The 13,096-nt window shown below is 30.4% G+C and carries 12 protein-coding genes; 7 read left to right on the forward strand and 5 right to left on the reverse strand.

Going from position 1 to position 13,096, the window contains the following annotated elements:
- Positions 1-83: 83 nt before the first annotated feature.
- The 4 genes from ACFSSB_RS00565 to lpdA all read left to right on the forward strand — a co-directional run bounded on the left by ACFSSB_RS00565 (position 84) and on the right by lpdA (position 4,881).
- Positions 84-1,679, forward strand: coding sequence for a S41 family peptidase (locus tag ACFSSB_RS00565; protein ID WP_379899869.1), 1,596 nt, complete (start codon positions 84-86; stop codon positions 1,677-1,679).
- Between the two features lie 66 nt (positions 1,680-1,745).
- Positions 1,746-2,372 (forward strand): CPBP family intramembrane glutamic endopeptidase, encoded by a 627-nt coding sequence (locus tag ACFSSB_RS00570; protein ID WP_379899871.1) that lies wholly within the window; start codon positions 1,746-1,748, stop codon positions 2,370-2,372.
- A gap of 50 nt (positions 2,373-2,422) precedes the next feature.
- Positions 2,423-3,193, forward strand: coding sequence for a LuxR C-terminal-related transcriptional regulator (locus tag ACFSSB_RS00575; RefSeq protein ID WP_379899873.1), 771 nt, complete (start codon positions 2,423-2,425; stop codon positions 3,191-3,193).
- A 287-nt stretch (positions 3,194-3,480) separates the two neighbouring features.
- On the forward strand, positions 3,481-4,881 hold the full coding sequence (lpdA, locus tag ACFSSB_RS00580) for a dihydrolipoyl dehydrogenase (protein WP_379899875.1): 1,401 nt from the start codon (positions 3,481-3,483) through the stop codon (positions 4,879-4,881).
- An 88-nt stretch (positions 4,882-4,969) separates the two neighbouring features.
- Here lpdA and ACFSSB_RS00585 read toward each other — a convergent pair whose 3' ends face one another.
- Both ACFSSB_RS00585 and ACFSSB_RS00590 read right to left on the reverse strand, forming a co-directional pair.
- A complete protein-coding gene (locus tag ACFSSB_RS00585) occupies positions 4,970-5,686 on the reverse strand; it encodes a LytR/AlgR family response regulator transcription factor (protein ID WP_379899877.1) in 717 nt (238 codons plus the stop codon).
- Positions 5,687-6,409, reverse strand: a complete 723-nt coding sequence (locus ACFSSB_RS00590; RefSeq protein ID WP_379899878.1) for a sensor histidine kinase — start codon at positions 6,407-6,409, stop codon at positions 5,687-5,689.
- 610 nt (positions 6,410-7,019) lie between these two features.
- On the opposite strand from ACFSSB_RS00590, the gene ACFSSB_RS00595 reads away from it, so the two are divergent.
- Together ACFSSB_RS00595 and ACFSSB_RS00600 are read left to right on the forward strand one after the other, a co-directional pair.
- Positions 7,020-7,400, forward strand: coding sequence for a MotA/TolQ/ExbB proton channel family protein (locus ACFSSB_RS00595; RefSeq protein WP_379899880.1), 381 nt, complete (start codon positions 7,020-7,022; stop codon positions 7,398-7,400).
- A gap of 85 nt (positions 7,401-7,485) precedes the next feature.
- Positions 7,486-8,694: an alpha/beta hydrolase-fold protein gene (locus ACFSSB_RS00600; RefSeq protein ID WP_379899882.1), complete on the forward strand. Its 1,209-nt coding sequence runs from the start codon at positions 7,486-7,488 to the stop codon at positions 8,692-8,694.
- Here ACFSSB_RS00600 and ACFSSB_RS00605 read toward each other — a convergent pair.
- The 3 genes from ACFSSB_RS00605 to ACFSSB_RS00615 form a co-directional block, all read right to left on the reverse strand.
- Positions 8,689-9,279 (reverse strand): hypothetical protein, encoded by a 591-nt coding sequence (locus ACFSSB_RS00605; RefSeq protein WP_379899884.1) that lies wholly within the window; start codon positions 9,277-9,279, stop codon positions 8,689-8,691. The genes ACFSSB_RS00600 and ACFSSB_RS00605 overlap by 6 nt on opposite strands.
- 114 nt (positions 9,280-9,393) lie before the next feature.
- Positions 9,394-10,752: a DEAD/DEAH box helicase gene (locus ACFSSB_RS00610; protein ID WP_379899886.1), complete on the reverse strand. Its 1,359-nt coding sequence runs from the start codon at positions 10,750-10,752 to the stop codon at positions 9,394-9,396.
- Positions 10,753-10,792: 40 nt separating this feature from the next.
- On the reverse strand, positions 10,793-11,683 hold the full coding sequence (locus ACFSSB_RS00615) for an aldose 1-epimerase family protein (RefSeq protein WP_379899888.1): 891 nt from the start codon (positions 11,681-11,683) through the stop codon (positions 10,793-10,795).
- An 80-nt stretch (positions 11,684-11,763) separates the two neighbouring features.
- Here ACFSSB_RS00615 and pabB point away from each other — a divergent pair, with 80 nt between their 5' ends.
- A complete protein-coding gene (gene pabB, locus ACFSSB_RS00620; RefSeq protein ID WP_379899891.1) occupies positions 11,764-13,068 on the forward strand; it encodes an aminodeoxychorismate synthase component I in 1,305 nt (434 codons plus the stop codon).
- Positions 13,069-13,096: the final 28 nt, after the last annotated feature.

A 13,096-nucleotide genomic window follows, 5' to 3' on the forward strand; every position in this document is an offset into this window, starting at 1 on the left:
TTATTAAAAAACCTGAAAGTAAAGGAGTTCAATTTAAAATTACACTATATTTAAAACCAAATGAAAACCTTACCTTATTTTTAATGAAAAATTGTTTCTTTCTTTTAATAATAGCAATACTTATTACTTCTTGCTCTAGTGCAGAAAAATTTAATCAACAAATACAATCTTTACACAGTGTAGAGTCTTTGCATAAAGACGTAGATAAAGCATATACACAGCTTAAAAAATTACATCCTAATCTTAATTTATACATTAGTGAAGAACGTTTAGATTATAAATTTGATAGTCTAAAAAAAAGTATAGATAAGCCACTTACAAGTTATCAGTTTTACGCTAAAATTTATCCGGTTATTGGCGCTATTAAACAAGGCCATATTAGTGTATTTGCTCCAAAAAAACATTTTACAAGAAAGGAATATAAAGCATATACTAAAAAAGAATTTACGTTTAATAATTTAGATTTTGATTATTTACAAGATACCTTACTAGTAATTAATACAAGGTCTAAAGACTCTTTTCTTATAGGAAGTGAAGTTGTTAAAATAGAAGAGGATTCTATTACAGATATTATAAATAAATACAAAAACTTAATAACTTCAGATGGATATAATACTACATTATATGATAGAGTTTTAGGAAAGAGATTTGCTTCTTATTACAATAGCGATAAATATTTTATAGATAGCTTACACGTTACTTTTAAAAAGGAAGACTCTATATTTAATAGAGCGTTTAAGTATGTAAATAAGGATAAAAAAAAGAATGACACTATAGTAAGTGATACGTTAAAAAAGGAGGCGAAAGTTAAGCTAACAAAAGCAGAACGTAAGGAAAACAAACAAAAAGCAAAAGTAAAACGAAAGCATAATCAACTATATGGTTATAATAAGTCTAGGAAGGAATATACTAGAAATATAGAATTTATAGGAAAAGACAGTACTGTTGCCTACATGAAAATAAGAGGCTTTATGGGCGGAAAATATAAAACCTTTTATGAAGAAGTTTTTAAGAAAATAGATTCTTCAAAAACCGAAAATTTAATCCTTGATTTAAGAAATAATGGAGGAGGAAGTCTTGCCGAAATAACAGAGTTGTATTCGTACTTAGCAGAAAAACCATTTCAATTTCTAGAGCCAGCAGAAGTAAACACTAGAATTCCTTATTTAAAGGCATTTATGTCTAATACAACATCTACAGGATTTAAAATTTTTCTTGGTGTATTTTCGCCAATAATTGCTACGCATAACTTGATTAAAACCAAAAAAGAGAATGGCAAGTTGTACTATAACTTTAAACAAATAAAAGAAACAACACCTAAAAGTAATAGTTTTAAAGGAGACGTTTATGTGCTAATTAATGGACATTCTTTTTCTGCATCTTCTATATTGTCTAACCAATTACAAGCAAATAAAAGAGCTGTTTTTGTTGGTGAAGAAACAGGAGGAGCATATAACTCTACAGTAGCTGGAATTTTTAAAATATATGAATTGCCTGAAACCAAATTAAAAATAAGAATTGGTTTAATGCAGATAGAAACACCTTTTAAGCAAGAGCCAGCTGGTTATGGTGTAAAACCAGATTACAAAGTTTTGCCAACTATTCAAGACAGAAAACAAAATAAGGATCCAGAATTAGACTTTATTTTACAAGCTATAGCAAACAAAAACATGCCATAGGTTTTTTTTGCTTTAAGCTAATATTTCTAATTGTTATCTGTAGCAGTAATTTTTGTATATTTAATTATGCTAGCCAACATTTATAGATATATAGAATTCTTAATCCTTTTTATAATCCTTCCTGTAAGTTTTGTATTTAATTATTCTTTTATAATAAAGCTAACATTAGGCTTGCTTGGTTTTGTTTATGTCGTTTATTTTTTACTTAAAGTAGAAAAGAATAAGTTTAAAATAAGCGAAAACCTGAACTGGATGCGTTTTTGGAAAATGACCCTTTTAAAAATGCTACTTATAGCATTGTTAACCATACTTTTTGTGTGGTTTACAAGCAAAGAAAGTCTTTTTAGTGTGGTGCTACAAAAACCTCTTTTGTGGTTGGCAATTTTGTTTGCTTACAGCATTTTTTCTGTGTATCCGCAAGAATTGGTATATCGAACTTTTTATTTTCAACGTTATAAAAATTTATTCTACAATACTAATGGGCTAATACTAATAAACGCTATTGTTTTTGCTATGGCTCATCTGTTTTTTAAAAACGGCTTGGTAATTATATTAACTTTTCTTGGTGGTTTGTTATTTGCATTTACTTATAACAAGTCAAGATCAACTATTTTAGTAACCATTGAGCATGCTATTTATGGCTGTTGGTTGTTTACTGTAGGAATGGGAGAAATGTTAGGTTTTCCTACTTAAAAATAAATTCATAAATTGCTGCAAATACGTTTGTTGCAATAAATTGTTTTATGAAATATTCCAAAATAAAAAAACTTTATAAATCTATTTTTGAGTCTTATGATTGTCCTTCCTTAGAGACGCATATTCAAAAAATTATAGATTTAGATTTTTACCTTCCGTATAGCTCAACCTTCTTTTGTATTACAAATACACAAGATCTTACTTTTGAGTATATCAGTAAGAATTTTAATTCTTGTATAGGTATTGATGCTAATGAATTAAAGGCAAAAGGAATGCGTTATTTTTGGAGTAGAATTCATCCAGATGATATTGATGTGTGGCTAAGTGCTTTAAATAGTTTAATGGAGTTTACCATTGGTGGAATAAATGCAGAAGAAAGACAAAAAGCAAATTACACCTGGAACTATAGGTTTAAAAATGCCAACGGAGATTATGTAAATATTATTCAAAATACAACACCTATAGCTTTTAATTCAGAAATGAAACCTATTATAGGCTTAGCACATTACACTGTTTTAGATCCTAATATTAAAATGCAGATAACAGCTTCGGCAAAATTGCTAAATAATAAAAACGAATATGAAACCATTTATTTTAATAACCATTCGCAAAAATTATTAGAAGGAGGTTTAAGTAATAGAGAGCGTGACGTTGTACGCTTATTGGTGTTAAATAATACAAGTAAAGAAATTTCAGAAAAACTAAGTATTAGTTCCCATACTGTAGATACACATAGAAGAAACATTCTTAAAAAATTAAATATTTCTTCTACAGGAGAATTGTTAGGAATGTTAAAAACCAATAAAAATTTAATTTAAAAGTTTTTTAAAAATTACTCAAATTGAGTATTGTGTGTATTTAAAAAAAGTTAGTTATTTGTATAGCTATTAATCAGTTATATACTAGCCTATTCCGTTTCAAAAAGCTACTAGTTTTGAAATATTACGAATAGGCTTTTTTTTCTTCTAATTTAAATTATTCTTACAAATTTCATGAATTGTAATTCGCAATTCATAAATCAATGTTGTACTTTTGTTTTACAATTTTAACGCTTTGTCACACTTAGGTTGGTAAAGCATCTTTTTTAATTTAGAAAAATAAAAATATGAAGTCATACGATGTAGCAATAATAGGTTCAGGACCTGGAGGATACGTAGCAGCAATACGTTGCGCACAATTAGGCATGAAAACTGCTATTATTGAAAAATATTCTACACTAGGAGGAACTTGTTTAAATGTTGGTTGTATACCTAGTAAAGCACTTTTAGATTCTTCGCATCACTACGAAGATGCTGTTAAACATTTTGAAGAACATGGTATTGATATTCCTGGTGATATTAAAGTAAATTTAGAGCAGATGATAGCTAGAAAGCAATCTGTTGTAGACCAAACCACTGGTGGAATTGATTTTTTAATGAAAAAAAATAACATTGATGTGTATCAAGGTTTAGGAAGCTTTAAAGATGCTACTCATATTTTAATTTCAGGAGAAGAAACTACAGAAATTGAAGCAAAAAACACCATTATTGCTACAGGATCTAAACCATCTACATTACCATTTATCAAATTAGATAAAGAACGTGTAATTACTTCTACTGAAGCTTTAAAACTTAAAGAAATCCCTAAGCATTTAATTGTTATTGGTGGTGGAGTTATTGGTTTAGAGCTTGGTCAAGTATATAAAAGACTTGGTGCAGAAGTTTCTGTTGTAGAATTTATGGATAGAATTTTACCAACAATGGATTCTGGAGTTTCTAAAGAATTAAATAAAGTTTTAAAGAAACAGAAATTTAAAATCAATACCTCTCACAAAGTAAAATCTGTAGAGCGTGTTGGTGATGAAGTGATTGTAAAAGCAGACAATAAAAAAGGAGAAGAAGTAACCTTTACAGGAGATTATGTATTAGTTTCTGTTGGTCGTCATGCATATACAGAAGGTTTAAATTTAGAAGCTGCAGGAGTAAAATTAACAGAAAGAGGTAAAGTAGAAGTAAACGAGCATTTACAAACTAGCGCATCTAATATTTACGCTATTGGTGATGTTATTAAAGGAGCAATGCTTGCACATAAATCTGAAGAAGAAGGTGTTTTTGTTGCCGAAACTTTAGCAGGTCAAAAACCACATATAGATTATAACTTAATTCCTGGTGTTGTTTATACATGGCCAGAAGTTGCTTCTGTTGGTAAAACAGAAGAGCAGTTAAAAGAAGCAGGAGTTGCTTATAAAACAGGACAATTTCCTATGCGTGCTTTAGGTAGAAGTAGAGCAAGTATGGATTTAGACGGATTTGTAAAAATTCTTGCAGATAAAACTACTGATGAAATTTTAGGAGTACACATGGTTGGTGCTCGTGCAGCAGATATGATTGCAGAAGCAGTTGTTGCTATGGAGTATAGAGCATCTGCAGAAGATGTATCACGTATGTCTCATGCACACCCAACATTTACAGAAGCTATTAAAGAAGCAGCTCTTGCTGCAACAGATAATAGAGCTTTACATATCTAACACAAGTTCTTGCGAAAGCAGGAATCTCATTATAGAAAACGACCAACTTGATTACAAAAAGTAATTTAAGTTGGTCGTTTTTATTTTTCTAGTATTTTTCCAATAACGCTAAAACCTCCTTTTTATAGCTTCTGCTTATTGGTAAGGCTTTTTCTTTTATAGTAACATGCTCATTGGTAAAGGAGGTGATGCTTTGCAAAGAAATTATAAACGATCTGTGTATTCTTAAAAACTTGTTGGAAGGTAACTTTGCTTCAATAGCACTAATGGTTTCACGAGTAACTATAGTTTCATTTGCTAAATGAATTTTTATATAATCGCTATAACTTTCAATATATAAAATTGCCTCAAAATCTACTTTTAGCATACGTCTTTCAGAGCGTACAAACATGAAATCTACTGTTTCTATTTCTTTTGGAGACTCTGCTTTTGCCTTACTATAAACTTCAAAATACGTGTTTACTGCTTTTAATAATCGTTCAAACGGAATTGGCTTTAAGAGGTAGTCTACAGCCTGCAACTCAAATCCTTCAACCGCATAATCTCTATAGGCCGTGGTGAAAATAATTTTAATGTCTTTGTTTATCGATTTTGCAAAAGAGATTCCAGAAATCTCAGGCATATTAATATCCAGAAAAACCAAATCGATGGTATGATTACTAATGGTATTAAAAGCTTCCATCGCATTACTGCAACTTGCGATAACGTTTATATTGTCGATTTTAGAAAGATGCGTAGCAATAATTTCTCGAGCGATAGCTTCGTCATCTACAATCAGGCAGTTTATGTAATTTTGATCTTGCAATTAGTCGGTATTTAGTTTTAAAGCTACTTTAAAATGGTTTTCTGAAACATCAATTTTTAAGTCGTACTTATTCTTATAGAGTAAATCTAACCTTTTTTTTATGTTCTGCAAACCGATGCCTTTATTCGCTTTATCGAGAGTAGCGCTTGTATTTTTAATGGAAAATAGAATGTTCTCTGGAGTGGTAGCTAAATCAATTTCAATTTTTAGAATGCCATTTTTTATACTTCCATGTTTAAAACTGTTTTCTATAAACGGAAGCAAAAGCATGGGTGCTATTTTTGTAGTTTCGTTAATGCCTTCGCTATTAAAAGTAATATCTAAGGTGTTATTAAAACGCATTTTTTCTAAAGCGATATAATCTTTTATATGATTAATTTCATCTGCTAAAAGCACAAAAGGTTTATCTACTTGATACAGTAAGTAATCTAATAAATTGGAAAGTTTTAATATCATTTCTGGCGTTTCATCTGCTTTTTTTAAAGCAAAACCATACATGGTATTTAAGGTGTTAAATAAAAAATGTGGATGAATCTGCATTTTTAAATAGTGCAATTCTTGTTCTTTTAATTTTAGCTGACTGTCAAGAAATTTAGTTTCTAAAGCTTTTGTTTTTTCGGCATTTTTCAAATTCAATTTTAATAATTTAAAAGCGCTAACCAAAACAACTACTATGTAAACTGCTGTGGTAATTAAAATGATATTCCTAGTTAAAGGATTCATATCTGCATATTTAAAATTGGATATATATATCAGACTAAAAAAAACGGAAACCATAATTAAATATCCCGAAATAATTATCGTGTATACGCTGTATAGAATGAACCTAAAGTACCGTTTGGTGACTAGGTAATCTGGGATTAGTTTATAGATAGAAACATAGGTTGTTGCTATTGTTATTGGCAATAGAAATAACGAAAACGTTAAGGTCTCTTCATAGTTTTTGCTACCAACACCAAAAAAATAAGTAAAAAACAAGAGCACAACACCCCAGAAAATAAGATGAAGTATTATTTGTCCTATTTTATTTAAAATGGCTTTTTTGGTAAACATCTATTGATTTAATTTCTCCGTTGTCTTTTTGGTTTACATTTTGTCAATTCGAGTGAATTTTATGTTTTTTTAAACAAGAAATTTGTATCGAGAATCAGTAATTTACAATAATACTATATTTTTTGTACGATTATATTTTTTGTAGACGAATAACAGATTTAGTACTTGTTTTAACATGGAGGTTAATTCCGATGTTAAATTGGTAATCCATCGCATTTTAATTATCAAACGAAGAAACTAAATTATGTTTGTTCTATATTTAATTCTAAAACCAATACTTATGAAATTTTTAGCCTTGCAATTTGCCGATCGTTTTCAAGAAGGAGGATCCTTTATGATGTCTTTAATTCTAATCTGTTTACTACTTTCTATTTTCTTTTTAATTAAAGGTTTTCTTAATTTAAAAAAGAAAAGTGTTGTTTCCAAAAAAATGATAAAACTAGCAACAGACAGTAGTCTTCTAGGTTTAGTAATTGGTTTTTTTGCTTCTGTAATAGGTTTAATTTCAGCTTTCGATTCTGTAGAAGCTATGGGAGATCCTGATCCTTCGGTTTTTGCTGGCGGACTAAAAGTCTCTTTGCTAACAGCAGTTTTTGGCTTGTTTACTTTTATTATTGCGAGAATAGGAATTCTTGTTTTAAGAGCATTGCAAAAAGAATAATCTTATAAATGTAAATTATTGTTATCGTCTAACATTCATCCAAACATCCATCAAAATGCGAATAGCTTTATATATTATTCTCTTTGTGCTGAGCCAATTAACAGCACATGCGCAAGAAAGCCGATTTATATTTCAAGAAAGTACCTTAGATAGTATTTACTCTAAAACACTGAAGGAAACGCGATCTATTTATGTGCAATTACCAGAAAGTTACGGGGTGAATCCAAATCAAAAATATCCCGTAGCTTATATTATAGATGGCGAAGTATTTTTGCCAACAGTACGCAATGTTCTAGAATATTATAGTGGTGGTTTTATGCCAGAAATGGTATTGGTAGGTATTTCAAATGCCGAGAATAGAACACGAGATTTAACACCTTCAAAAATTAGTACCAAATATGGAATGCCTTTTAATGAAGAAAATGGTGAAGCAGATAAATTCTTAACATTTATTAGCAAAGAACTTATTCCGTATGTAGAAAGCAAGTATCCTGTGACTAATTATAGAACAATAATCGGGCATTCGTATGGCGGTTTATTTGCCATCTATTCGCTATTGCATACACCAGCATTATTTGCGAATTATGTGTGTGTGGATCCCAGTTTAGATTGGGATAATGAAATAATTTTGAAACGCGCCAAAGACGTTTTTGCATCGAATTATTTGAAAAATAAAGCCTTGTATATGTCTTTAAGCGGACAATTACACATGCAAAATTTGGAAATCACATTCGATAATGTAATGCAAGACACCAGCGACTTTACCGCTTTTCCTCGAGCTAATATTTCATTTTCTAATTGGATTAAGAAAAATAAAGAAAACGGATTGGATTATACCTGGCAATTTTATCCTAAGGATTTACATGGAACCATACCTTTGCCTTCTATAATGGATGGTTTATTAGCTGTTTTTGAATGGTTTCAGATGGAAAATACAGATCAAATAAACGATTTTGATACTTCTAAAGAAGAGTTATTCCGCATTATAAAATATAGGGAAAATAAGCTGAAAGAGCATTTTGGTTATTTGGAAGCGCCATATCCCGAAGACCTTTTAAACATGTCTGGTTATATGAATATGGAAATGAATCAACCCGAAAAAGCAAAGATGTACTTCGAATTAGCAATTGCGTACTATCCGGAAAGTGCGAATGCCTGTGATTCCTTTTCCGAATATTATGAATCCCAAAAAGACTATGATAATGCAATAAAATTAGCGAGCAAAGCTTTTGAAATCAGCGGAAGTGATTTTCATAAAAAACGAATAGAAACACTTAGGGCAAAAAAGCTATAACTCTATTAGTAAATCTTTAATACGTAAGCGTTTGTTGTAATTAGGTTCATTAACATCTCTAACAAAACAGTAAGCACTAATGGTTTCAGAATCTACTTTTTCGGCAAGTTCTTCAACAGTAAAAGGTCCAAATTCTTCTGCTTTTTCTATATAATAAAACTCGTGTACAGCAATTAAGTGGTTTACTTTTTCTTTGTATTTATTATGTAAAAATTGTTGCACATCTTCAAAGGTGTTTAAAGCGCTAGAATAACTGTCTTCGTTTATAAATACAGCACAATCATCTGTTTTTAGTCTGTTAAGTACTAAAATGTCGTCATCTTTAAAATATGCTTTTACAGAGGTTTTTCCGTCTTCCGTTTCAATTAAAAAAGTATTTTTAGCTTCAATAGACCACGATGTTTCGGTAGTGATTTCGTTTTGCGAAATATGAAGCTTGTTTTCGTCTTTAAAAACATAAACAGCTTTTTTGTTATTGATACCATTTACTAAAACCCAATTTTGATTTAAAAAAAGGTCTTGATAATGCGTATCGTGATGAAACGGTTTTAAATTAGGAAGTAAGTTAAAAATAGCAGTAGACATCGTCAGTTTGTTTTGAGTACTTCAATAAATCTAACGAAAAAAATAATTGTTTATTCTGTAATTGGTTTTTTTTCGATGAGTTACATAATTTTTAAGTACACTGAACACAGAACACTACTTCTTCTTATTGCGTTTGTTATAATTTTTATCGCCTCGTGTTTTTGGCTTTTTATATTTAGCAGCAATTTTAAATTTGTAGGAACCTCCTAAGTTTTCTTTAGAGTTTTTTGCCGATTTTTCATGAAAAGCAGGACCAGGAGCATCTTCGTCTTTTAATCGTTTGTTCGGATTGTTACGCTCTTTTATTTGTGGTCTTTCTTCTTCTATTAACTCATCAGAGATTTGTACTTCGTCAGGAATAGGAAGTAACGGAATTTCCATTTGCATTAAGCTTTCAATATTTTGTAAAGCTTCTTGTTCTTTTTCTGTAGAAAATATAATGGATTGTCCTTCGCGTTCTGCACGTCCTGTTCTACCAATTCTGTGCATATAGTTTTCTGCAAAGTCAGGTGTGTCAAAATTAATAACATGGCTTACGTTATCAATATCTAATCCACGAGCCATAACATCTGTAGCTACTAAAATTCTATTTACACCTTCTCTAAATTGCTCAATACTACGCAATCTGTAGTTTTGTGTTTTGTTAGAGTGTATCACACAAAGCTCTTCATGAAACTCTTGATCTAAAGCTTCAAATAGTCTATCTGCCATTTTTTTATAAGCTACAAAAATTAAAACTTTATTATAGGCTTCTGTATCTTGTAGTAAATGCTTTAATAAATTAAGCTTGGTATAAAAATTAGGAACTGTATATTTTGTTTGCGCAATATTATCTAAAGGAGTACCAGAAACAGCAATAGATACGCGTTCAGGATTCGTAAAGAAATCATTAATCAATTCACTAACATCTTGAGTCATAGTTGCAGAAAACATGATGTTCTGTCTTTTTTCTGGCAGGATGTCAAATATATTAATTAATTGATGTCTAAAACCAAGGTCTAGCATTACATCTACTTCATCAATTACTAGTTTTTGAATAGATTTTAACTGTAAAACTCTAGTTAAAGCCAAGTCATACATTCTACCAGGAGTAGCAACTAAAATATCAATTCCTTGAGCAATAGCTTGCTTTTGTGTGTTAATATTAGTTCCTCCATAAACACCTAAAACACGATTGTTTATATATTTTGAAAGTTTTTCAATTTCATCAACCACTTGTACTACAAGCTCTCTTGTTGGTACTAAAATTAAAACTCTAGGATTTTCTTGTTTAGAAAATTTAAGGTTTTTTAAAATAGGTAGCATGTAAGCAAAAGTCTTACCTGTTCCTGTTTGTGCAATACCAACCATATCTTTTCCGCTAGCAACCACGTTAAAGGCTTCTGCTTGTATAGGTGTTGGTGTAGTAAACCCTAAATCGTTTAAAGCGTTATATAAAGGTGTATTTAAGTTTAAATCTTGAAAAGTACTCATGGTTTTGTTATATGCTGCAAAGCTACTACTTATATATTAATTACACTAAATGCGCTTTATGTATTTCAATACAATAACTAGCTTTAAAATTACTGTTTGGCGCTAATTTTATAATTCCTTCTTTGCTTGTAATCTCTTGGTTTGTAGTTTCTAGATCTGCATATCCTATCCAAGGTTCTATACAAACATAGTTGGCATGAGGTTTTGCCCAAATACCTAAATGCGGAAAATGAGTGTGTGTAACCGTTATTACTGCTCCTTTGGTTTTGCTGGTTAGCGTAACTTTTCTTGATTTTAAATCTTTAAAGATAAGTGCGTCATTATCAAACAAATTATAGTGTAAGTCTATTTTGTTTGGTGTGTTAAATACAGGTTTTGTTTGGTCTGTTAGTAAACCATTTGTAGTATTTAATAAATAGGTTTCAGATGTTTCTGGCTGTTCAAAAACTAAAGAATAGTCGGTGTATTTTTCATCTGTATACACAGGACATTTAAAAGCAGGATGACCACCAAGGTTAAAATACATTGGTTTTTCATCTAGATTTATAATTTCATGATTAACAATTAAAAGGTTGTTTTCTAGCGTATAACTTATTTGATAGCTGCATTTAAAAGGATATATTTTTAATAACTCTTGGTTGTAAGTAAGCTTAAAAGTTATACTGTTTTCGGTTTTATTTACTACTGCAATATCTGTATTATGTCTAATAAACCCATGTTTAGGCATGTGGTAGGTTTTATTTTCAAAAATATAGGTATTGTCTTTTAAAGCGCCAATTACAGGAAAAAGGTTAGGAGCAAAGCTTCCCCAAATAGATGGATCTGCATGCCACATAAATTGTGTATTGTTTTTTACCGAAGAAATTCCGCAAAGTTCTGCACCATTTTTTTGCACTGTAACTTTTACTAATTCATTGAATATCTGATACATCTAAAATAAGGATTTAATCTAACAGGTAAAAGATATTATTTTTTAACTATTCTCATTAACTTTACGCGTAATTTTTTTCATTGAGAACAACAGCTACACATACACCTAAGTCTATTCAAGCTTTTAAAAACCAACTATTGGTTTGGAGCCAGCAGTTTCATGAAGTAGTTTGGTTAGACTCTAACAAGCACCAATCTAAATACACGAGGTATGATGCTGTTTTGGCAGTAGACGCCTTTACAAGTATACAAACCGATTATACCAACGGTTTTGCAAAATTAAAAGAATACCAAAGCATTACTAACGATTGGATTTTTGGCTATATTACCTATGATCTTAAAAATGATGTAGAGCAATTAAACTCTAATAATTTGGATGGTTTAGCGTTTCCTGATTTGTGTTTTTTTCAACCTAAAAAACTCTTTTTAATAAAAGGAAATACTGTAAAAATTAAATACCTAAAAGCGGTTGATGATGAGCTAGAAACCGACTTAATAGATATCGAGAAGATAGAAAATCACCAGTTAAAAATTAGTGATAAAGTTTCAGAAAACCCAATAAAAATAAAACTTCGTATTCATAAAGACGAATACTTTAGTAAGCTAGATAAAATGCTAGCACACATTCATAGAGGTGATATTTACGAAGCTAATTTTTGTCAAGAGTTTTATGCCGAAGAAACAACGATTAATCCGTTAGAAACCTACAGCAAGCTCAACAAAATTTCGCAAGCACCTTTTGCTAGTTTTTTAAAACTAAATGATAAATATGTATTGTCTGCTTCGCCAGAACGCTATATACAAAAGAAAGGGAATAAAATTGTTTCGCAACCCATAAAAGGTACCGCAAAGCGAAGTACAAATCATCACGAAGATCAAGCTTTAAAATACCAACTAAAACACGATGATAAAGAGCGAAGCGAAAATATCATGATTGTAGATTTAGTTAGAAACGACTTGTCTAAAACAGCAAATAAAGGAAGCGTAAAAGTTAAAGAATTATGCAAAATATATTCTTTTGATCAGGTGCATCAAATGATATCAACAGTCGTTTCAAAAGTTAAAAAATCGATACATCCTGTAGATATTATAGAAACAACTTTCCCTATGGGAAGCATGACAGGAGCACCAAAAGTTTCAGCTATGCAAATTATTGAAGATTTAGAAGAAACTAAACGAGGCGTGTATTCTGGAGCAGTAGGTTATTTTTCACCCAAAGGTAATTTCGATTTTAATGTGGTTATTCGTAGTATATTATATAATGCAACCAATAAATATGTTTCGTATTCTGTTGGAGGCGCAATAACAGCAAAGAGCAAACCTTTAAATGAGTATGAAGAATGTTTGGTAAAAGCTAAAGCAATGCGTGAAGTGTTAGAGAGTTAAAATACACTAGTTATAAGGCATAATTAAA

This window comes from Lacinutrix gracilariae (assembly GCF_042684485.1).
GTDB lineage: Bacteria > Bacteroidota > Bacteroidia > Flavobacteriales > Flavobacteriaceae > Oceanihabitans > Oceanihabitans gracilariae.